Raw genomic sequence first — 19,879 nt, 5'->3', positions numbered from 1 at the left:
GGCCGTCTCACGGAAGTGGGGCGGCCGCCGTCGCACCTTAAGCTCGGGTCGTGTCGATCCAGCCCGCCTCGTCCTCCCGCCTCGCCGTCGCTGAACGGGCGGCGATCCCGCCGTTCCACGTCATGGACGTCTGGGCGGCGGCTGCAGAGCGCCAGCGCACCCACGGCGATCTCGTCAACCTCTCCGCGGGGCAGCCCTCCACCCAGGCGCCCCGGGCGGTACGGGCGGCCGCTGCGGCGGCCCTGGACGGCGACGTGCTCGGCTACACGGTCGCGCTCGGGATCCCCGAGTTGCGCCACGCGATCGCGGGACACTACGCCCGCAGGTACGCGCTCGAGGTGTCGCCCGAGCAGGTGGTGGTCACCACGGGGTCGTCGGGCGGGTTCCTGCTCGCGTTCCTCGCGGCGTTCGACGTCGGCGACCGGGTGGCGCTGGCCAGCCCCGGCTACCCCTGCTACCGCAACATCCTCACTGCGCTCGGCTGCGAGGTCGTCGACCTGCCGTGCGGGCCGCAGACCCGCTACCAGCCCACCGTCGCGATGCTCGAGGCCCTCGACGAGCCCGTGCAGGGCCTGATCGTCGCGAGCCCGGCGAACCCGACCGGCACCGTGCTCGATCCCGCCGAGCTCGCCGCGATCGCCACCTACTGCGAGGGCAACGGCGTGCAGTTGGTGAGCGACGAGATCTACCACGGGATCTCCTACGCCGGTTCCCCCGCCACGTCGTCGGCGTGGAGCAGCTCCCGCGAGGCGATCGTCGTCAACTCGTTCTCGAAGTACTACTCGATGACCGGATGGCGGCTGGGCTGGCTGCTGCTGCCGCCGCGGTTGCTGCGCGCCGCGGACCGCCTCACCGGCAACTTCACGATCTGCCCGCCCGCACTGGCCCAGCGCGCGGCCTTGGGTGCCTTCGACGAGTCCGCCTACGCGGAGGCGGACGCGCACGTCGCGCGCTACGCGGCCAACCGTGCGCTCCTGCTCGACGGCCTGCCGCGGATGGGCATCGACCGCCTGGCGCCCGCGGATGGTGCCTTCTACGTCTACGCCGACGTGTCGCACCTGACCGCGGACTCGATGGACCTCACCTACCGGCTGCTCGCCGACACCGGCGTGGCCGTGGCGCCGGGCGTCGACTTCGACCCGGTGGGCGGGAACCGGTACGTGCGGCTCTCGTTCGCGGGAACGGGCGAGGACGTCGAGGAGGCGCTGCGGCGGCTCGCCGCCTGGCTACCGGCCTAGCCGGAGTCCGGCGCAGCGCGGGCTCCGACGCTCCCGTCACCCCTTCCGGGTGAACGTCACGTGGGTGACGCCGCTGGGTGCCGAGGTGGCCTCGACCCGGTAGTCCTCTTCGAGGCCCTCCAGCCCGTCCCAGAGCCGCACCCCCCGGCCGAGCAGGATCGGCACCACCGCGACGTGCATGTGGTCGACGAGCCCGGCGGCGAGGAACTCGCGGACCACGGTGGGGCCGCCGCCGAGGCGGACGTCCAGCTCGCCCGCGGCCTCGCGGGCGGCTTCCAGCGCCTCGGCGGGCGACGCGTCGAGGAAGTGGAACGTGGTGCCGCCCTCCATCTCGATGGACGGGCGCGGGTGGTGGGTGAGGACGAAGACCGGCGTGTGGAACGGCGGGTTGGGGCCCCACGCGCCCTTCCACTCCGGATCCTCGTGCCATCCGGGATGGCCCCACTTCCCGGCTCCCATGATCTCGGCGCCGATCCGCGGGTCGTGCTGCTGGACGAAGGCGTCGTCGACGCCGGTGCTCCCGCCGGGCTGCCACCAGCGGGTGGTGAACATCCACCGGTGCAGTCGGTCTCCGGCGTGGCCGAAGTGCGCATCGGCGCTCTGGCCCTCACCGGTGCCGTAGCCGTCGAGGGAGATGGCGAAGTTGTGGACGCGGACGAGTGCCATGTCTGATGCTCCTTCTCGGTGGTCGGTCGGCTCGGTGGTCAGTCGTAGTAGCGGCGGGCGCTCGAGCCGAGCCGGGTGATGTCGGTCCCGTAGACGTGGATCGAGATCGCCGTCGTGCCGCCCGTGCCGCGCACACGATGGATGTCGCCGGGGGGCGCGAATCCGCTGACGGCACCGACGTCGTTCTCGTTGCGGCCGATCAGGTTCAGGTCGGCGTCGAACAGCTCCTCGTGCTCGACGCCCTGGACGACGCCGAGCGCGCACCAGGTGACGTGGTCGTGGATCCGGGTGATCTGACCGGGCCGCCAGACCAGGGCCACGATCGAGAACGATCCGTCCGGCTCGACGTGCAGGGTGTGGGCGCAGTAGTCGTCGGGCGAACCGAGGCGCTGCTCGGCGGTCAGCACGTCCGGGCCGGGGAGGTGGGCGCGCAGCTCCCCGGCGACGAGTGCGGCGGTGTCGGCCCAGCCGGCGCCGGCGGCGACGGCGGCCCGGACGCCCTCGACCAGGACGGCGAACCCGTCGGCGTGCTGGGGCGGTGGTCCGGGGAGTGGCCCGGGGAGTGTCGTGGTCATGCCGTTGAGCCTGCAGTTGATCGACTCATACGTCTAATGTCAATGTTGATGCAGCTCCATAGATGGGGTCGATGAATGCTGGATGTCACGAGACTGCGGGTCATCGACGCGCTCGCGCGGCTCGGCTCGGTCACCGCGGCGGCGAAGGAGCTGCACTACACGCAGCCGACGGTCAGCCACCACCTCTCCCGGCTCGAGGCCGAGACCGGTGCGCAGCTGCTGCAGCGGGCCGGGCGTGGGATCCGGCTCACCCCCGCCGGGCAGCTGCTGGCGTCCCGGGCGGCCGAGATCCTCGGGCGGATCGACGCCGCCGACGCCGAACTGTCCGCGCACGTGGGCCTGAGCGCCGGGCGGGTGCGCGTGGCCAGCTTCTCGTCCGTGACCGGCTCGCTCATCCCGCGGGCGGTGGCGGCGCTGACCGAGAGGCATCCGGGGCTGCAGATCGGCCTGACCGGCACGCAGCCGCCGGAGGCGTTGGAACTGCTGCGCACCGGAGAGATCGACGTGGCGATCATCTTCCGCTACGACGACACCGAACCCGAACCGCCCGGTGTGCGCCTGCATCACCTGCTCGACGACCCGCTGTACCTGCTGTCCACCAGCCCCGGGCAGACGCTGCCCGCGCTGCGCGATGCCACCTGGATCGCCGGCTGCGAGCGATGCCGCGGCCACCTGCTGTCGCTGTGCGCCGACCACGGCTTCGATCCCAGGATCGGCTATGTCTCCGAGGACATGGTCGTCATGCAGGCGCTGGTCGTCGCCGGGCTGGGCGTGACGACGAGCCCGGGGCTGGCCCTGCGCGCCCACCACGCCGAGGGCGTCGTGGCGAGTGAGTTGCCCGGGTCTCGCCAGCACGTCTATGCGGCGACCTACGGTGAACCGCCCGACCCGCCGGCCACCACCGCCCTCCTGAGGGCGCTCGCCGACGCCGCGGCGTCGATCGGTGGTTCCTCGCCGACCCCGGGGGCGCGTAGTCGCCGACGAGGGCGCGGCGGAAGGCGGATGCTGCCCGCGTCCGCCGGCACGTAGCTTCCTCCCGAGCCGCGCATGCGGCCGGAGGGGAAATAACCATGGGGCAACCGGTTCAGGCGCGACCGAAGCGTGGATCGCGCGCCGTGCGCGCGCTCGGCGTGCTCGGCATCGCCGTGGTGCTGGGCGCCGGGGGGATCGTTGCCGCGCGGGCGGCGCTGCCCGGTCCGGCCACGGAGGAGACGCTCGCGTTCGACCTGCAGGCCCCGCGGCTGGCGGTCGAGGTCGGTTCCGGTGCGGTCACGCTTCACCGTGCCGATGGCGACCGCGTCGAGGTCCGGCGGACCGTGCGCAGCCGCGGCGTGGAGCCGCGCCTCGAGGAGGAGTCCTCCGCCGAGGGGGTGCGGCTGGCGGCCGAGTGCCCGTGGGCGTTCGGCGCGTCGTGCACCGTCGACTACGACGTCCGGGTCCCGGACGATGTGGCGCTCGAGGTGCGCACGAGCTCGGGCGACGTGACGCTGGGTGGGCTCGCGGCGGCGGCGGTCGACGTCCGCGTGTCGAGCGGAGCGGTCCACCTCGCCGACCTCCGCGGTCCGATCGTGGTCGAGGCGAGCTCGGGGGACGTCGTCGGCGAGCGGCTGGACACGCCGTCGTTCTCCGCGACGGCGTCGTCCGGCGAGGTGAGGGCCGACTTCGCGAGCACACCCGGGGAGGTCGCGATCGTGGCGAGCAGCGGGGACGTCGAGGTGGCGCTCCCCGCGGGGTCCTACCGGGTGGAGGCCGCGACCGACTCCGGGGACGAGCGGGTGGCCGTGCCCGTCGACGCAGCGGCGGCCGCTGTGGTGCGGGTCGAGGTGGGCAGCGGGGACGTCGAGGTCCGCCCGCGCTGAGACGTCCTCGGAGCCCCAATACGCTCCGCGCATGGTCTCGCCCGCCTTCGCCGACGAACCCCGGATCGCCGCGTGGGACCGCCGCGTGGACTGGTGGCTCACCGGCCTCGCGGTGGTGTTCCTGGTCGCCTTCGCCTGGCAGGTGCTCGACACGTCGCTCGGGCCGGGCGGGCAGGCGCTGCTGGAGGGAGTGCTGACCGGCACCTGGGTGCTGTTCGGGGTCGACTACCTGGTGCGGATCGCGCTGGCGCGGCGACGCTGGCACTTCATCGGCACGCACCTGCTGGACCTCGCGATCCTCGTTCTTCCGATGTTCCGGCAGCTGCGCGCCCTACGGGTGATCACGGCGGTGTCCGTGCTGAACCGGCAGCTGCGTGACGACGTGCGGGGCCGCGTGGTGTTCTACGTGGTCGGCAGCGTCGCGCTCATCGGCTTCGTCGCCTCCCTCGCCGTGCTGGACGCCGAGCGCGACGCACCGGAGGCGTCGATCACGACGTTCGGTGACGCGGTGTGGTGGACGATCACGACCATCTCGACCGTCGGTTACGGCGACCGCTACCCGGTCACCATCGAGGGGCGGCTGGTCGCGGCGTCGCTGATGGTCGCCGGCATCGCGCTGCTCGGTGTGGTGACGGCCTCGATCGCATCGTGGTTCGTGGAGAACCTGCGGCGCAGCGGGTCCGCGGTGGAACGGGAGCTCGGTGAGGTGTCGGCCGACGTGGGGCGCACGGAGGCGCAGCTCGCCGCCGTGCTCACGGAGCTCCGCGAGATCAATGCCCGCCTGGAGGCGCTGGAGCGCCCCGCGCCCTGACGCCGGTGCCGGTCAGGCCCCCGCCGGACGGACGGTCGGACGGTCCCGGCCCACCCGCAGGCGCGCGCCGGACGAGCCCCCGTTGCCTGGCTTCGACTGCTCCACCGGTCCGATCCGGTCGAGCGCCGTGGCGATGTCGGCGTCGGTGAGGTCGGCGTGGGTCATCAGGCGGACCTGTCCCGACATGGTCGAGGCGCGCACCCCCGCCGCCTCGAACCGCGCCACGGTGCCGGCGAGGTCGGCGACCGCCACGAGCACGATGTTGGTCTGGGGCGAGCCCACCTGCCAGCCGCGCTCGCGCAACCCCGCGACGAGCTTGCGGGCGCGGTCGTGGTCCTCGGCGAGGCGGTCGATCCGGTCGAGCGCCACGAGGCCCGCGGCCGCCAGGACGCCGCCCTGGCGCACCCCGCCGCCGAGCATCTTCCGCAACCGCCGCGCCTCGGTGACGAACTCGGCCGAGCCCGCGACGAGCGAGCCGACCGGGGCGCCGAGGCCCTTGCTGAGGCAGACCTGCACGGTGTCGACGCCGACCGTGAGCGCACCGGGCGGCAGGCCGAGAGCCACCGCCGCATGCCAGAGGCGGGCCCCGTCGAGGTGCACCTTCAGCTTCGCGGCCCGCGCCGCGGCCACGACGCCGGCGTGCTCGTCAGGGGCCGTGACCGTGCCGCCCGCGGCGTTGTGGGTGTTCTCCAGGCAGAGCAGCGTGGTGCGCAGCGTGAAGTAGGGACCGCCTCCGGCGGCCGCGCGCCGGACCGCGGAGGGCGAGACCTTGCCGGGGCCCGCGTCGTGCTCCAACGGCCGCGGCATGCCGCCGGCCAGCCAGGCCGCGGTGCCCAGCTCGTTGTCGAGGACGTGCGCGCCGGCCGGGGTGAGGAACGTGTCGCCGCGCTCGAGGTGGTGCATCAGCGCGATGAGGTTCGCCATCGAGCCGCTGGGCGTCCACAGCGCGTCGGCCGCGCCCAGCAGGTTGGCGACGCGTTCCTCGAGCTCGCGCATCGTGGGGTCGCGGTCGAGGACGTCGTCCCCCACCTCGGCGGCGGCCATCGCGGCCCGCATCTGCTTCGTGGGCTTGGTGACGGTGTCGGAGCGGAGGTCGACGGGGCCGTCGTGCGCCGGTGCCCGCCGGACTCGTGTGGATCGCACAGGCACCGATTCAACCAGGAGGAGACGGTCTGGTGGAGGGAGGGTCACGGAACGATCACAGTGTTAGGCCGTTCGGGGCAATCTCGGCGCGCGGTGCAACCGGAAGGGCCTCCCGTCGCGTCCCCTCGTCGACGGACCGCCGCAGGAGAGGAGGAGCGGCCGCGTGGACGATGCCAGCGAGCGGGAGTTCGCCGAGTACTTCCGCGCGCGCCGTGACGCCGTGCGTCGCACGGCGTACCTGATGTGTGGTGACTGGCACCGCGCCGACGACCACGCGCAAGCGGCCTTCGTGGCCCTGCACCGGCACTGGCGCCGGATCCGCGACCGCAAGGCGCTCGACGCCTGGGTGCGCCGCACGCTCGTGCGCGCGGTCGTCGACGAGTCGCGGCGGCCGTGGCGCCGTGAACGCTTCACCGCTGAACTGCCGGAGAACGACGGGGTGCCGTCGGCGTCCGACGCGGTGGCCACGCGGCACGTGCTCGTCGACGGCCTGCGCTCGGTGCCGGCCCGGCAGCGCGCGGTGCTCGTACTGCGCTTCCTCGACGGGCTCGACGTCGCCGGCACCGCCGCGGCGCTCGGGTGCTCCGAGGGCACCGTCAAGAGCCAGACCTCGCACGGGCTCGCGGCGCTGCGCGCCGTGCTCGGCGACGCGCTCGACGACCTGAGACCGGCCGGATAGGGAGGTGGGGAGATGACCGACGTCGACGACGAGCGGCTGGGGGAGCTGTTCCGTGCCGCCGCAGGCGGATCCACGCCCCCGCCCGGTTTCGACCACGAGGGTGTCGTGCGGGCCTCCCGGCGGGCCACGGTCCGCAGGCGGACCGCGGTCACCGGGGCCGGCCTCGCGCTGGTCGCGGTGCTCGGCATCGGCGGCACCCTCGTGCTGCCGGAGCCGTCCGACAGCGGGGCCGACACGACCGTCGCCGCACCCATGCTCGCCCCGGCGCCCGAGGGGGCAGCGCCGCGCGCGGCGCGGGAGGCGCCGGGGCCCGCCGACGCGCAGGAGGCGCCCTCGCCCGCCGACCCGCACGCGGCGCAGGAGCCGCCGCCACCGGCGGCCGGGGACGCTCCGGACGCGGCGCGGGCACCGGAGGCCTACGGCGGCCCCGTTCCCCTCGGCCCGGGGCGCACCGACTGCGCCGACCGGCACGACCCGGCGCTGCGCGCGATCGTGGAGGAGTTCCTGCCGGAGGTGGCCGGTGCGCCGGAGGCGGCCACCACGATGGAGTGCCGCCCCGGTGGTGAGCGCGGCGTCAACGTCGAGGTCCGCGACGGCGAGGCCACCGGCCTGCTGACCGTCCAGTACCTGCCGCCCGGCGCGCAGCCAGAACCCGTGGAGGGCGCCGTCGTCGCCCCGACCGCCTCGGGCGGCACGGTGGTCGTCAGCAGCAGGGGCGACGGCCCGGGCACGCAGGCCCCCTTCGCCGACCGCCTGGACGGCCTGGCGAACCACCTGTCACCACGCCTCTGACCCACGCGGAGAGGGGAGGGGAGGATGGGGGCGTGGGCGGCACCAGCAAGGGGGAGCGGCGGCGGCAGGAGCTCGTCACCGCTGCCGCCGCGCTGCTGCGTTCCGGCGGGTTCGACGCCGTGCGGCACCGGGCCGTGGCGGAACGGGCCGGGCTGCCGCTGGCGTCCACCACGTACTACTTCTCCTCGCTCGATGAGTTGGTCACCGCCGCCGTCGAGCGGACCGGCCGGGACGAGCTCGCCGAGATCCGCGAGCAGCTCGACGCGCTGCCCGACGGCGTGCCCGGCACGAGCGAGCTGGTGGAGCTGGTGCTCGACCAGCTGATCGGGCCGGAGTCGCGGTCCGGCGGCCTGGACGCGGCGCTGCTGCGCTACGAGCGGCTCGTCGGCGCCGGGCGGCGGCCCTACCTCGCGCCGCTGATGCGGCGGCTGCGTGACGAGTTCGACGGCCTGGTCGCCGAGATCCTCTCCCGATCCGGGCGGCCGCGGGACCCGGTCGAGGTGCGCGACCTCGTCTCGCTCGTCGACGGGGCGGTGGTGAGCGCGCTCATCGAGTCCGACCCCGACCCCCGCGCCGTCGGCCGCGAAGTCCTCCTACGCACCCTCTGACCCCCAACTCGCGTGCAGGGGGGCCCGACTCGCGGGGGCCCCGCGAGTCGGGGCTCAAGTCCCGCGAGTCGGGGTCTCGGTGCGTGTGTGTCGCGAGGACGGTGCGGGCGCGGCGGTGCGGGCCCGCAGCCGTAAGCTGCCCTAACGTGATTCCCAACGTGCTGGCTGCCCGCTACGCGAGCCCGGAGCTGGTCCGGATCTGGTCGCCGGAGAACAAGATCGTTCTGGAGCGACGGCTCTGGATCGCGGTGCTCGAGGCGCAGCGCGCGCTCGGCATCGACGTCCCGGACGGCGTGGTCGAGGACTACGCGCGCGTCATCGAGCAGGTCGACCTGTCCTCGATCGCCGCGCGGGAGCGCGTCACCCGCCACGACGTGAAGGCGCGGATCGAGGAGTTCAACGCGCTCGCCGGGCACGAGCACGTCCACAAGGGCCTCACCAGCCGGGATCTCACGGAGAACGTGGAGCAGCTGCAGGTGCGGCTGTCGCTGGAGCACGTCCGCGACCGCACCGTCGCCGTCCTCGCACGGCTGGCCCGCCGGGCGGGTGAGCACGCCGAGCTGGTGATGGCCGGGCGCTCGCACAACGTCGCGGCGCAGGCCACCACGCTCGGAAAGCGGTTCGCCTCGGCCGCCGACGAGCTGCTCGTGGCCTACGCGCGGCTGGAGGACCTGCGCGGGCGCTACCCGCTGCGCGGGATCAAGGGCCCGGTCGGAACGGCGCAGGACATGCTCGACCTGCTCGACGGCGACGCGGCCAAGCTCTCCGACCTGGAGCAGCGGGTGGCCGGGCACCTCGGGTTCGCCGGCGTGCTGACAAGCGTCGGGCAGGTCTACCCGCGTTCGCTCGACTTCGACGTCGTGAGCGCGCTCGTCCAGCTGGCCGCCGCGCCGTCGTCGTTGGCCACCACGATCCGGCTGATGGCAGGTGCAGAGCTGGCCACGGAGGGGTTCCAACCCGGCCAGGTCGGGTCGTCGGCGATGCCGCACAAGATGAACTCCCGGTCCGCGGAGCGGATCAACGGGATGCTGGTGCTGCTGCGCGGCTACGCCGGGATGGCGTCCGAGCTGGCCGGCTCCCAGTGGAACGAGGGCGACGTCTCCGACTCCGTGGTGCGCCGCGTGGTGCTGCCCGACGCGTTCTTCGCCCTCGACGGCCTGTTCGAAACGACGCTGACGGTGCTCGACGAGTTCGGCGCCTACCCGGCCGTCGTTGCACGTGAGCTCGACCGCTACCTGCCCTTCCTCGCCACCACGGCCGTGCTGATGGCCGCCGTGCGCGCCGGGGTCGGGCGGGAGACCGCACACGAGGTGATCAAGGAGCACGCCGTGGGTGTCGCGCTGGCCATGCGCGAGAAGGGCCAGGCCGACAACGACCTCGTCGCCCGGCTCGCCGGTGACGAGCGCCTCGGGCTGCCCGCGGGGACGCTCGACGGGCTGCTCACCGACCCGCTGCGGTTCACCGGCGCCGCCACCGCGCAGGTCGCCGCCGTCGCCGACCGCGTGCGGGAGATCGCCGAGGCGCACCCAAACGCCGCCACCTACACCCCCGGAGCGATCCTGTGAAGCTGCTGCACTCGGGCAAGGTCCGCGACGTCTACCTCGACGGGGACGACCTCGTCCTGGTGGCGTCGGACCGAGTGTCGATCTACGACGTGGTGCTGCCCACGCCCGTCCCGGACAAGGGGCGCGTGCTCACCCAGCTGTCGCTGTGGTGGTTCGACCGGCTCGCCGACCTCGTCCCGCACCACGTGGTCTCCGGCACCGACGTGCCGGCCGAGTTCGCCGGCCGCGCCGTCCGGTGCCGGCGGCTGGAGATGCTGCCCGTGGAATGCATCGCGCGCGGCTACCTCGCAGGGCTGGGGCTGGAGGAGTACCGCAAGCAGGGCACCGTGTCCGGGGTGCCGCTCCCGGACGGCCTCGTCGAAGGGTCGAAGCTGCCCGAGCCGATCTTCACCCCCACCACGAAGGCGGCGGTCGGCGAGCACGACGAGTTCATGACGTTCGACGACGTCGTCGCCCTCGTCGGGGCGGACACCGCCGCGCGGCTGCGCGAGCTCACTCTGGCCGTCTACACGCGTGGTGCCGAGACCGCGGCGACCAACGGGATCATCGTCGCGGACACCAAGCTCGAGTTCGGTGTCGACGGGGACGGGCGGATCGTGCTCGCCGACGAGGTGCTCACCCCGGACTCGTCGCGGTTCTGGCCGGCCGACTCCTGGGAGCCGGGCCGGCCCCAGTACGCGTTCGACAAGCAGTTCGTGCGCGAGTGGTCGCAGACCCTGGACTGGGACCGCACCCCGCCGGGGCCGGAGGTGCCCGCCGACGTCGTGGCAGCCACCCGCGCCCGCTACGTCGAGGCCTACGAACGGATCACCGGCCGCGACCTGTGAATGGCGCTCAGTCACCATCCGCCCCTCACGGCCTGGTCAACCGCTGTTCACGCCGGCATGAGTCCATAGCCGCGTGGCCGTCTCACACCTGGTCGTCTCGCTCTCCGGGCTGACCCACGACGCCCCCGAGGCGCTCGCCCGAGCCGTCGACTTCGCCGGCGAGCTGGACGCGCGCGGTGTTCCGCTGTCGCAGCTGTTCCGACCCGCGGGCGTGCCGGACGGCGCGCCGCTGGTGCGCTTCCTGCACGAGCGGCGCGCGGTGGGCGACGCGTTGGTGCTGCACGGGTTCGATCACACACCGGAGCCGATGGGCTCCTCGCTGGCGAGGGTGGGGCGCCGCGCCGAGTTCGCCGCCCTGCCCCCGCACGAGGCCGGCCTGCGGCTCACGGCCGCCCGCCGGGCCCTGACCGCGGTCGGGCTGCGCACCGACCTGTTCGTGCCACCGCGCTGGCTCGCGTCGCCCGGCACCGCCACGGCCCTGCGCGAGCAGGGGTTCGGGATGCTCGCCGACGAGCACGGCGTGCGGTTCCTCCGGGAAGGCGTGCTGCTGAGGGCCCGCGTGCTCGGCTTCCGGGTGTCCGGCGAGCGCCGCCCCGTCGCCGACGACCGACGGGCGGCCGAGGCATGGCGCTGCCGCGTGCTGGCCGCGGAGGTGGTCCGCACCGTCCGGCGCGGTGGCCTCGTGCGGATCAACGTGCGGGCCAAGGACCTGAAGCGCGCGCCCCGTCGGACCGCCGTGCTCGCCGCGGTGGACGCGGCACTCTCCCTCGGCGCCGGCCCGGCCACGTACCACCTCGGGGCCCCCGCCCGCGCCGCCTGACGCGACACACGCACCCCCACACCCCGACTCGCGGAGTGGGGGAGCCCAACCCGCGCGAGTCGGGCTCCCACTGCACGCGAGTCGCGGTCTGCGTGCGCGGGTGTCGCGGCCGGGTCAGAGGTCCGTGGGCGTCTCGCGGTCCAGCACGCGGATCGCGGTGCCCTGCGGGCCGAGCTTCTCGAACATCCCGTAGTGCATCGCCGGGCGGGCGAGGACGGCTTCGTGGATCGGGACGGCGGTCCGGGGCGCGACGGCCCGGAGGTAGTCGACCGCCTCGGCGACCTTGAGCCACGGTGCGCCGGTGGGCAGGAACAGCACCTCGACCGGTGCCGGCGGCGGGGTGAACGCGTCGCCGGGGTGCAGGTGGGTGCCGTCCACCAGGTAGGCGTTGTTGGCGATCACCGGGATGTCGGGGTGGATCACGGCGTGCCGCCCGCCCAGCACGTCGACGCGGGCACCGGCGATCTCCACGGTCGCGCCGGGAGCGACGACCTCGTGCGCGACGGCGTCGAGCTGCTCCGCGGTGCCGCTGTCCACGACGAGCCTGGCGTCGGGGTTGGCGTCCAGCAGCGGGCCGAGCCGGTCGGCGTCGAGGTGATCGAAGTGCTGGTGGGTGACGAGCACCGCGTCGAGCCCGCGCACCGACTCGAACCCGGCCGAGAACGAGCCGGGGTCGATGAGCAGCCGGGCCGCACCGGTGTCCAGCAGCACGCAGGAATGGCCGTAGTGGGTGATCTGCACGGACGCTCATCCTGCCACCGGAGGTGCCCGTGCGCGGGACGGACGGAAGGTGCCGGGGCTGGTCGCGGGCGGTTGGGAGGAGGGTCACGGGCGGTCGGGGGAGGGGGCCGCGCAGGTGACCGTAGGCTGGTCGCGTGGCGAAGGTCGTGGTGGACGTGATGCCCAAGGCGGAGATCCTCGACCCGCAGGGGCAGGCTGTTGCGGGTGCGCTCGCGCGGCTCGGTGTCGATGGCGTCGGGGACGTGCGGCAGGGCAAGCACTTCGAGCTCGAGGTGGACGACTCTGTGGACGACGAGACGCTGCAGCGGGTGGCCGCCACCTTGCTGGCGAACCCCGTGATCGAGGACTGGGTGGTGACACGGGCATGAGGATCGGGGTCATCACCTTCCCGGGCACCCTGGACGACGTGGACGCGGCCCGCGCCGTGCGGTACGCGGGCGGGGAGCCCGTGTCGCTGTGGCACGGGGACCACGACCTGCATGGCGTCGACGCGATCGTCGTTCCCGGCGGGTTCTCCTACGGCGACTACCTGCGCGCGGGAGCCATCGCCAGCATCGCGCCGATCATGACCGAGGTCGTCGCGGCGGCCGGGCGGGGCGTTCCCGTGCTCGGCATCTGCAACGGGTTCCAGATCCTCTGCGAGGCCGGCCTGCTGCCGGGCGCCATGGTGCGCAACGCCGGGCTGCACTTCATCTGCCGCGACCAGCGGCTGCGCGTCGACTCGGTCACCACGGCGTGGACCAGCGGCCTCGAAGCCGGCCAGGAGATCCTCGTTCCGATCAAGAACATCGAGGGCCGCTTCGTCGCCGACGCGGAGACGATCGCGCGGCTCGAAGGCGACGGCCGGGTCGTGTTCCGCTACGCGGGCGAGAACCCCAACGGGTCGATGGCGGCCATCGCCGGGATCGCCTCGGCCGACGGTCGGGTGGTGGGGCTGATGCCGCACCCCGAGCACGCGATCGACCTGCTGACCGGCCCGTCCGCCGACGGGCTCGCGCTCTTCACGTCGGTGCTGCAGGCCGCGGTGTCCGCCGCCTGAGTCCCGACCTGCGGTAGGCCCACTCTCCGATCTAGGCTGCCGCGTTCCGTCGTTCCGCCACAGCGCGGGTCCCGCGAGGAGAAGCACCCGCATGACCGGTTTCGTTCCCGCAGCCCCGCGCAGCGTGCTGCTGGTGGAGGACGATCCGGGTGACGCGTTCCTCGTGCAGGAGCTGCTCGCCGAGGTCGATCCGGCGCTGCGCGTGGTCGTGTCGGAGTCGGTGGCCGACGTCGTCACGGGTGATCTGCTGCGCCGGTCGGACTGCGTGCTGCTCGACCTCAACCTCCCCGGTACCCACGGGCTCGACGGCCTGCGCCAGATCCTGCGCGCGCACGGCACGGCCGCGGTCTGCGTGCTCACCGGTCTGGACGACGAGCATCTCGGGATGGCGGCGGTGGCGGCCGGCGCCCAGGACTACCTGGTCAAGGGCAAGGTCGACGGGCAGGTCCTGATCCGGGCGGTGCGCTACGCCGTCGAGCGGCGGCGGGCCGAGACCAGCCTGCTGCGGTTGCGGGAGGAGGAGCTGGCCGCCGCCGAGTCGGTGCGCCTGGAGCGCGGGCTGCTGCCATCCCCGCTGCTGGCGGGCAGCGCCGTCCGGGCGCGCTCGTTCTACCAGGCGGGGCGCACCCGATCGCTGATCGGCGGTGACTTCTTCGACGCCGTGCTCGGCCCGACCGGCACGGTGCACGCCATCGTCGGGGACGTGTGCGGCCATGGTCCCGACGAGGCGGCGCTGGGCGCGTTGCTGCGGGTGTCGTGGCGTGCGCTGGTGCTGGCCGGGGTCGACGAGCCGCAGCTGCTGCCGAAGCTGCAGCAGGTGCTCGTGAGCGAGCGGCACGACCCTTCGCTGTTCACGACCGTGTGCACGGTGGCGATCCGCACGGGTCCCGGGGGCACGGCGGACGCGCTCGTCCGGCTCGCCGGCCATCCGCCGCCGGTGTCGCTACATCCCGAACCGCGCCCGGCCACCCCCGCCGTCGGCCTCCCGCTGGGCGTGTCGGCGGATGCCACGTGGGACGCGCTCTCGGTGTCCCTGGACCCGCGGTGGGTGCTGATGGTCTACACCGACGGCCTGATCGAGGGACACGGCCCGGTCGAGGGCGAGCCGCTCTGGGAGGAAGGGCTCCTGGACCTGCTCGCCGAGGAGCGCGACGTCGATCTCGACGGGCTGCCCGCCCGCCTGGTGGAACGCGCGCAGGGGTTCAACGGCGGGGCCCTCTCCGACGACGTCGCGATCCTGGTGCTCTCCTCGGACGACACGCCCGCGGGTGCGCCGCAAGCCGCCCACGGCGCCACCACGGGGCAGCCGGGGTGAACGTCGACCTCACGCGGCCGCCGCGCAGGCGCGCCCTGCGCAGCCGCCGCAGCGAGGAGAGCGGTCAGCGCTGGCCGTTGTCGCGGGTGTTCGCGGTCGGCGCGTCTCTCGCCGCCCTCATCGCGCTGGCCGCGATCGCGCTCGGTGCGGTGGCCCTGTCGCGGCTCGCCGACGCGCGGTCCGGCCTGGTGGACGTGGCGAGCCCGGCGCTGGTGTCGGCCCAGCAGCTGGCCGTGGCGCTGGTGGACCAGGAGACCGGCGTGCGCGGGTTCGACCTCGCGGGCCGGCCCGAGTTCCTCGAGCCCTACTGGAGCGGGATCGGTGCCCAGGACGCGGCCGTCGTTGCGCTGGAGGCGGCCGTCGACCGCGGGCTCGAGGAGATCGCCCCCGACCTCGCTGCGGTGCGCGCCGCCGAGCAGCGGTGGCGCGCGGAGTACGCCCAGCCCGTGATCGGTGCCGCGTCGGACGCCCCGGCACCGGAGACCGGTCTGGCGCTGTTCGACGAGGTACGAGCCGCGACGCGAGAGCTGGTGGCGGACCTGGAGGCGCAGCGGGGTGCGGCCTACGACCGCATGGACGACGCGTCATCGTTCCTGGTGGGTGTCGGTGTCGCGATCTCGGCGGTGCTGGCGTCGTTCCTGGTCGCCGCGGGTATCGGGTTGGCGAGGGGCGTGCTGGGGCCCCTCTCGGAGCTGGCCCACAAGGTGCGTGAGGTCGTGTCGGGTGATGTCCAGCGGCCGGTGCGCGTCGGCGGACCGCGGGAGATCAGCGAGCTGGGCGAGGACGTGGAGGCGATGCGCCGACACATCCTGCGCGACCTCGACGACGCCCAGGCCGTCAACCGGCGGCTCGACGAGCAGGCCCGCGAGCTGGCGCGGTCCAACCAGGACCTGGAGCAGTTCGCCTACGTCGCGAGCCACGACCTGCAGGAGCCGCTGCGGAAGGTGTCCAGCTTCTGCCAGTTGCTGCAGCGCCGGTACTCCGGTCAGCTCGACGAGCGGGCGGACCAGTACATCGCGTTCGCCGTCGACGGCGCGCAGCGGATGCAGCGGCTGATCAACGACCTGCTCGCGTTCTCCCGCGTCGGGCGCAGCACCGAGGATTTCCGCACCGTCGACCTCAGCGGCGTCGCAGCCTCGGCGGCCGCGCAGCTCGAGTCGGTGCGCGAGGAGGCGGGCGGCGAGCTCGTGATCGACGAGTTGCCGACCGTCTCCGGTGACCCCGGCCTGCTGCAGGTGCTGCTGGCCAACCTGCTCGGCAACGGCCTGAAGTTCCGCCGCGAGGACGTGCCACCCGTCGTCCGAGCCCAGGCCCGCCGGGACGGCGCGACCTGGGAGATCACCGTCTCCGACAACGGGATCGGCATCGAGCCCGAGTACGGCGAGAAGATCTTCGTGATCTTCCAGCGGCTGCACGGCCGCGAGGTCTACCCGGGCACCGGGATCGGCCTCGCGCTCAGCAAGAAGATCGTCGAGTTCCACGGGGGCCGGATCGGTCTGGTGTCCGGCTCCGGCCCCGGCACGACCATCCGCTTCACCCTGCCCGCACTTCCCGAGGAGGCCGACGAATGAGCGATCCGCAGGCCAAGACGATCAACGTCTTGCTGGTCGAGGACGATCCCGGTGACGTGCTCATGACCCGCGAGGCGTTCGACGAGTACCTGCACAACCGGCTCGACGTGGTCAGCGACGGCGAGGCGGCGCTCGCGTACCTGCACCGGGAGGAGCCCTACGCGGACGCCCCGCGCCCGGATCTGATCCTGCTCGACCTCAACCTCCCCCGTCGCGACGGGCGTGAGGTGCTGCGCGAGGTCAAGGCCGACCCGAACCTGGCCTCCATCCCGGTGATCGTGCTGACCACCTCGCAGGCCGAGGAGGACGTGCTGCGCAGCTACCAGCTGCACGCCAACGCCTACGTCACGAAGCCCGTGGACTTCGAGGGCTTCATCGAGGCGATCAAGCAGATCGACCACTTCTTCGTGAGCGTCGTGCAGCTGCCGACCGACACGCGCAAGTCCTGACCCGGCGCGGCGGAGCGACCCTGATCGCTCACGCACCGACTCCTGACCTCGCACACCGACTGCAGTCGGTGTCTCGGCGCAGAAGTCGGTGTGTGAGCGCGGATGGCGGGCGTGACGCGGCCGACGGCCCGGACCGTGACGGCGAGACGTAGGCTGACCAGCCGTGACATCAGCCGGGACACCAGCCGTGCAGGCGGCCGACTCCGTCGAGCATGCCGCCGCCACCCCCGACCACCCCCAGCCCTTCCGCGAGCTGGGGCTCAAGGACGACGAGTACGCGCGCATCCGCGAGATCCTGGGCCGCAGGCCCACCGATGCCGAGTTGGCGATGTACGCGGTGATGTGGAGCGAGCACTGCTCCTACAAGTCCTCGAAGGTCCATCTGGCGTACTTCGGCGAGACCACCACCGACGCGATGCGCGAGCGGATGCTGGCCGGGATCGGTGAGAACGCCGGTGTCGTCGACATCGGCGACGGCTGGGCGGTGACCTTCAAGGTCGAGTCGCACAACCACCCGTCCTACGTCGAGCCCTACCAGGGTGCGGCCACCGGTGTGGGCGGGATCGTCCGCGACATCATGGCGATGGGCGCGCGCCCGGTCGCCGTCGCCGACCCGCTGCGCTTCGGCCCCGCGGACGCTCCGGACACCGCGCGCGTGTTGCCCGGCGTGGTCGCGGGCGTCGGGGGCTACGGCAACTCGCTCGGGCTGCCCAACATCGGCGGGGAGGTCGTGTTCGACCCCGGCTACCTGGGCAACCCGCTGGTCAACGCGCTCTGCGTCGGCGCGATGCGCACCGAGGACCTGCACCTGGCGTTCGCCTCCGGGGTCGGAAACAAGATCATCCTGTTCGGCGCCCGCACCGGCCTGGACGGCATCGGCGGCGTGAGCGTGCTCGCCAGCGAGACCTTCGCCGGCGACGAGACCGGCGGCGGGCGCAAGAAGCTCCCGTCGGTGCAGGTGGGCGACCCGTTCACCGAGAAGGTGCTCATCGAGTGCTGCCTGGAGCTGTTCCACGCGGGCCTGGTGGTCGGCATCCAGGACCTCGGCGGTGCGGGCCTGTCCTGCGCCACCTCGGAGCTGGCGAGCGCCGGTGACGGCGGCATGCACGTCGACCTCGACGCCGTCCCCCTGCGCGCCACGGGGATGACGCCCGCCGAGATCCTGTCCAGCGAGTCGCAGGAGCGCATGTGCGCCGTGGTGCGCCCGCAGGACGTCGACGCGTTCCTGCAGGTGTGCCGCAAGTGGGACGTGCTCGCCACCGTGATCGGCGAGGTCACCGACGGGGATCACCTCGTGATCGACTGGCACGGCGACACCGTGGTGGACGTCCTGCCGCGCACCGTGGCCCACGACGGCCCGGTCTACCGGCGGCCGGTGGCTCGCTCCGACCGGCAGGACCTGCTGATCGCCGACGCCCCGGACCGGCTGCCGCGCCCGGCCGCGCCGAGCGAGCTCCACGCCGAGATCCTGCGCATGGCGGCCAGCCCGAACCTGTGCAGCCGCGCGTGGGTCACCGACCAGTACGACCGCTACGTGCGCGGAAACACCGCCTCCGCCCAGCCGGCGGACGCCGGAGTGGTGCGGATCGACGAGAGCACCGGCCGCGGCATCGCCGTCGCCACCGACTGCAACGCCCGCTTCGTGGCGCTCGACCCGTACTCGGGTGCGCAGCTCGCGCTGGCCGAGGCCCTGCGCAACGTGGCCACCAGCGGGGCCGTGCCGCTCGCCGTCACCAACTGCCTGAACTTCGGCTCGCCCGAGGATCCGCACGTCATGTGGCAGTTCCAGCAGGCCGTGCGCGGCCTCGCCGACGGGTGCGCGCAGCTCGGCATCCCCGTCACCGGCGGCAACGTCAGCTTCTACAACCAGACCGGCGACCGCGCGATCCTGCCGACCCCGGTGGTCGGCGTGCTCGGCGTGCTCGAGGACGTGGCCACCCGCGTCCCGTCCGGGTTCCGCCGCGATGGTGACGCGGTCGTGCTGCTCGGCGACACGCGTGACGAGCTGGGCGGCAGCGAGTGGGCGCACGTCGTGCACGAGCACCTCGGGGGCCGCCCGCCCGCCGTCGACCTGGCCGCGGAGGCCCGGCTCGCCGCGCTGCTCGCGCGGTCGGCCGCCGACGGACTGCTCACCGGCGCGCACGACCTGTCCGACGGCGGGCTCGCCCAGGCGCTCGTGGAGGCGTGCCTGGTCGGGGGGCACGGGGCGGCTGTGACGCTCCCGCCGCTCGACCCGTTCGTCGCGCTGTTCTCCGAGTCGGCGGGGCGGGTGCTCGTCACCGTGGCGGCCGACCGCGTGGACGAGGTGCTGGCCCACGCGGAGGAGGCCGGGGTGCCCTCCGGGGTGCTGGGGACCACGGGCGGCTCCGCGCTGACCGTCGAGGGTCTCCCGGAGCTGCCGCTCGCGACGCTGCGCGCGGCGTGGGAGGGGACGCTGCCGGCGCTGTTCGGCTGAGCGGAGCTTGCGGAGCGATCATCGGGGCTGAGCGGGGAGCTTGCGGAGCGATCATCGGGGCTGAGCGGAGCTTGCGGAGCGATCATCGGGGCTGAGCGGAGCTTGCGGAGCGATCTCTGGGCTGAGCGGGGGCGAGCCGTTCGGGTGATCACCTCTCCGAACGGTCAGGTCCGTGCCGAATCGGTTACCGTCCCCGACGTGCGAGGAGGATCCGGCGGCACGGCCGTCGACGCCGCGGTGCTGGAGTGGCTGGACGGTGGGGCGGCGCCGGATCGGCCGGTCCTGCGCGCAGCGGTGAAGGACAGTCTCGCCGCCCTCGCCGCCGCGGCGCCGGGGCACAGCGTCGAGGTGCGGATCCCGCCCTTCGGCGCGGTGCAGTGCGTGAGCGGGCCGCGACACGGCCGTGGCACCCCGCCGAACGTGGTGGAGTCCGACGCGCGAACATGGCTCGCGCTGGTGGCCGGCCGCCTGACGTGGGACGCCGCGCTGAGCACAGGCTCGTTGCTGGCGTCGGGGAGCCGGAGCGCGGAAGTCTCCCGGCTGCTGCCGCTCCTGTGAGCGACTAGTGTCCCCCGCCGGGTAAGTCGGTGGACCCAGGCGTGGAGCTGGGCCGCCGAATTGTTCGGCGAGCTTCCGGCGGGGGACACTAGCGTGCCGCTCGCTTCGGTGAATGCGCACACGTCGTGGTGGCGCGAACTCGGGTGAGGGACGGAAGATTGATCCGAT

At 73.6% G+C, this 19,879-nt stretch carries 21 protein-coding genes; 17 read left to right on the top strand and 4 right to left on the bottom strand.

The genetic code is table 11. From position 1 onward, the window contains the following. The first annotated feature begins 122 nt into the window (after positions 1–122). Positions 123–1,238, top strand: coding sequence for a pyridoxal phosphate-dependent aminotransferase (locus tag CFP66_RS07210; protein WP_094921667.1), 1,116 nt, complete (start codon positions 123–125; stop codon positions 1,236–1,238). A 36-nt stretch (positions 1,239–1,274) separates the two neighbouring features. Here the strand turns inward: CFP66_RS07210 and CFP66_RS07205 are convergent, their stop codons facing one another. Together CFP66_RS07205 and CFP66_RS07200 are read right to left on the bottom strand one after the other, a co-directional pair. Next, positions 1,275–1,904: a dihydrofolate reductase family protein gene (locus tag CFP66_RS07205; protein ID WP_094921242.1), complete on the bottom strand. Its 630-nt coding sequence runs from the start codon at positions 1,902–1,904 to the stop codon at positions 1,275–1,277. A gap of 38 nt (positions 1,905–1,942) precedes the next feature. After that, a complete protein-coding gene (locus CFP66_RS07200) occupies positions 1,943–2,479 on the bottom strand; it encodes a cysteine dioxygenase family protein (protein WP_094921240.1) in 537 nt (178 codons plus the stop codon). A 75-nt stretch (positions 2,480–2,554) separates the two neighbouring features. Between CFP66_RS07200 and CFP66_RS07195 the strand changes: the two genes are divergently transcribed. The 3 genes from CFP66_RS07195 to CFP66_RS49875 all read left to right on the top strand — a co-directional run bounded on the left by CFP66_RS07195 (position 2,555) and on the right by CFP66_RS49875 (position 5,149). Next, a complete protein-coding gene (locus tag CFP66_RS07195; RefSeq protein WP_094921239.1) occupies positions 2,555–3,508 on the top strand; it encodes a LysR family transcriptional regulator in 954 nt (317 codons plus the stop codon). A gap of 86 nt (positions 3,509–3,594) precedes the next feature. Next, complete coding sequence (locus CFP66_RS07190; RefSeq protein ID WP_094921237.1) at positions 3,595–4,338, top strand: DUF4097 family beta strand repeat-containing protein; 744 nt, start codon at positions 3,595–3,597, stop codon at positions 4,336–4,338. Between the two features lie 31 nt (positions 4,339–4,369). Beyond that, a complete protein-coding gene (locus tag CFP66_RS49875; RefSeq protein WP_094921236.1) occupies positions 4,370–5,149 on the top strand; it encodes a potassium channel family protein in 780 nt (259 codons plus the stop codon). Positions 5,150–5,161: 12 nt separating this feature from the next. Here the strand turns inward: CFP66_RS49875 and CFP66_RS07180 are convergent, their stop codons facing one another. Further along, entirely contained in the window at positions 5,162–6,205 is a 1,044-nt protein-coding gene (locus CFP66_RS07180; protein WP_094921666.1) for a low specificity L-threonine aldolase, read from the bottom strand. A gap of 250 nt (positions 6,206–6,455) precedes the next feature. On the opposite strand from CFP66_RS07180, the gene CFP66_RS07175 reads away from it, so the two are divergent. The 6 genes from CFP66_RS07175 to CFP66_RS07150 all read left to right on the top strand — a co-directional run bounded on the left by CFP66_RS07175 (position 6,456) and on the right by CFP66_RS07150 (position 11,583). Beyond that, a complete protein-coding gene (locus CFP66_RS07175; protein ID WP_094921234.1) occupies positions 6,456–6,971 on the top strand; it encodes a SigE family RNA polymerase sigma factor in 516 nt (171 codons plus the stop codon). Between the two features lie 12 nt (positions 6,972–6,983). Beyond that, a complete protein-coding gene (locus tag CFP66_RS07170; protein WP_094921233.1) occupies positions 6,984–7,763 on the top strand; it encodes a hypothetical protein in 780 nt (259 codons plus the stop codon). A 32-nt stretch (positions 7,764–7,795) separates the two neighbouring features. Further along, positions 7,796–8,371 carry a TetR/AcrR family transcriptional regulator gene (locus CFP66_RS07165; RefSeq protein WP_094921231.1) on the top strand — a complete coding sequence of 192 codons (576 nt, stop codon included), beginning with the start codon at positions 7,796–7,798 and terminating at the stop codon, positions 8,369–8,371. Between the two features lie 146 nt (positions 8,372–8,517). Continuing rightward, positions 8,518–9,936, top strand: a complete 1,419-nt coding sequence (gene purB / locus CFP66_RS07160; RefSeq protein ID WP_094921230.1) for an adenylosuccinate lyase — start codon at positions 8,518–8,520, stop codon at positions 9,934–9,936. Continuing rightward, positions 9,933–10,763 (top strand): phosphoribosylaminoimidazolesuccinocarboxamide synthase, encoded by an 831-nt coding sequence (locus CFP66_RS07155; protein WP_094921228.1) that lies wholly within the window; start codon positions 9,933–9,935, stop codon positions 10,761–10,763. The genes purB and CFP66_RS07155 overlap by 4 nt, the downstream gene beginning before the upstream one ends. 73 nt (positions 10,764–10,836) lie before the next feature. Continuing rightward, positions 10,837–11,583, top strand: a complete 747-nt coding sequence (locus CFP66_RS07150) for a DUF2334 domain-containing protein (RefSeq protein WP_094921227.1) — start codon at positions 10,837–10,839, stop codon at positions 11,581–11,583. A gap of 114 nt (positions 11,584–11,697) precedes the next feature. On the opposite strand, the gene CFP66_RS07145 is transcribed toward CFP66_RS07150, so the two are convergent. Continuing rightward, positions 11,698–12,324, bottom strand: a complete 627-nt coding sequence (locus CFP66_RS07145; protein ID WP_094921225.1) for an MBL fold metallo-hydrolase — start codon at positions 12,322–12,324, stop codon at positions 11,698–11,700. 134 nt (positions 12,325–12,458) lie between these two features. On the opposite strand from CFP66_RS07145, the gene purS reads away from it, so the two are divergent. From purS to CFP66_RS07110, 7 genes are all read left to right on the top strand, one after another. Further along, positions 12,459–12,692, top strand: a complete 234-nt coding sequence (gene purS / locus CFP66_RS07140) for a phosphoribosylformylglycinamidine synthase subunit PurS (protein WP_094921224.1) — start codon at positions 12,459–12,461, stop codon at positions 12,690–12,692. Continuing rightward, positions 12,689–13,363: a phosphoribosylformylglycinamidine synthase subunit PurQ gene (gene purQ / locus CFP66_RS07135; protein ID WP_094921222.1), complete on the top strand. Its 675-nt coding sequence runs from the start codon at positions 12,689–12,691 to the stop codon at positions 13,361–13,363. The genes purS and purQ overlap by 4 nt, the downstream gene beginning before the upstream one ends. A gap of 91 nt (positions 13,364–13,454) precedes the next feature. Then, positions 13,455–14,678: a PP2C family protein-serine/threonine phosphatase gene (locus tag CFP66_RS07130; RefSeq protein ID WP_094921221.1), complete on the top strand. Its 1,224-nt coding sequence runs from the start codon at positions 13,455–13,457 to the stop codon at positions 14,676–14,678. Then, the gene (locus CFP66_RS07125) at positions 14,675–16,249 is read left to right on the top strand and encodes an ATP-binding protein (protein ID WP_094921219.1); all 1,575 of its coding nucleotides are present in this window, start codon (positions 14,675–14,677) and stop codon (positions 16,247–16,249) included. Before CFP66_RS07130 ends, CFP66_RS07125 begins: the two co-directional genes overlap by 4 nt. Continuing rightward, positions 16,246–16,698, top strand: coding sequence for a response regulator (locus tag CFP66_RS07120; RefSeq protein WP_094921218.1), 453 nt, complete (start codon positions 16,246–16,248; stop codon positions 16,696–16,698). The genes CFP66_RS07125 and CFP66_RS07120 overlap by 4 nt, the downstream gene beginning before the upstream one ends. A gap of 163 nt (positions 16,699–16,861) precedes the next feature. Further along, a complete protein-coding gene (purL, locus tag CFP66_RS07115; RefSeq protein WP_233159190.1) occupies positions 16,862–19,153 on the top strand; it encodes a phosphoribosylformylglycinamidine synthase subunit PurL in 2,292 nt (763 codons plus the stop codon). Positions 19,154–19,351: 198 nt separating this feature from the next. Beyond that, a complete protein-coding gene (locus CFP66_RS07110) occupies positions 19,352–19,711 on the top strand; it encodes a sterol carrier family protein (protein WP_094921664.1) in 360 nt (119 codons plus the stop codon). The last annotated feature ends 168 nt before the right edge of the window (positions 19,712–19,879 follow it).

The organism is Pseudonocardia sp. MH-G8 (assembly GCF_002262885.1).
In the GTDB taxonomy this organism is placed as follows: Bacteria; Actinomycetota; Actinomycetes; order Mycobacteriales; family Pseudonocardiaceae; genus Pseudonocardia.
The sequence above is the reverse complement of the archived record's forward strand: the minus strand, read 5'-3'. Positions and strand labels throughout refer to the sequence as shown.

Coding starts and splice junctions, on each gene's coding strand:
- CFP66_RS49875 (WP_094921236.1), top strand. CDS start 4,370: ATGGTCTCGCCCGCCTTCGCCGACGAACCCCGGATCGCCGCGTGGGAC.
- CFP66_RS07200 (WP_094921240.1), bottom strand. CDS start 2,479: ATGACCACGACACTCCCCGGGCCACTCCCCGGACCACCGCCCCAGCAC.
- CFP66_RS07210 (WP_094921667.1), top strand. CDS start 123: ATGGACGTCTGGGCGGCGGCTGCAGAGCGCCAGCGCACCCACGGCGAT.
- CFP66_RS07180 (WP_094921666.1), bottom strand. CDS start 6,205: ATGCGGGCCGCGATGGCCGCCGCCGAGGTGGGGGACGACGTCCTCGAC.
- CFP66_RS07120 (WP_094921218.1), top strand. CDS start 16,246: ATGAGCGATCCGCAGGCCAAGACGATCAACGTCTTGCTGGTCGAGGAC.
- purQ (WP_094921222.1), top strand. CDS start 12,689: ATGAGGATCGGGGTCATCACCTTCCCGGGCACCCTGGACGACGTGGAC.
- CFP66_RS07130 (WP_094921221.1), top strand. CDS start 13,455: ATGACCGGTTTCGTTCCCGCAGCCCCGCGCAGCGTGCTGCTGGTGGAG.
- CFP66_RS07195 (WP_094921239.1), top strand. CDS start 2,555: ATGCTGGATGTCACGAGACTGCGGGTCATCGACGCGCTCGCGCGGCTC.
- CFP66_RS07170 (WP_094921233.1), top strand. CDS start 6,984: ATGACCGACGTCGACGACGAGCGGCTGGGGGAGCTGTTCCGTGCCGCC.
- CFP66_RS07205 (WP_094921242.1), bottom strand. CDS start 1,904: ATGGCACTCGTCCGCGTCCACAACTTCGCCATCTCCCTCGACGGCTAC.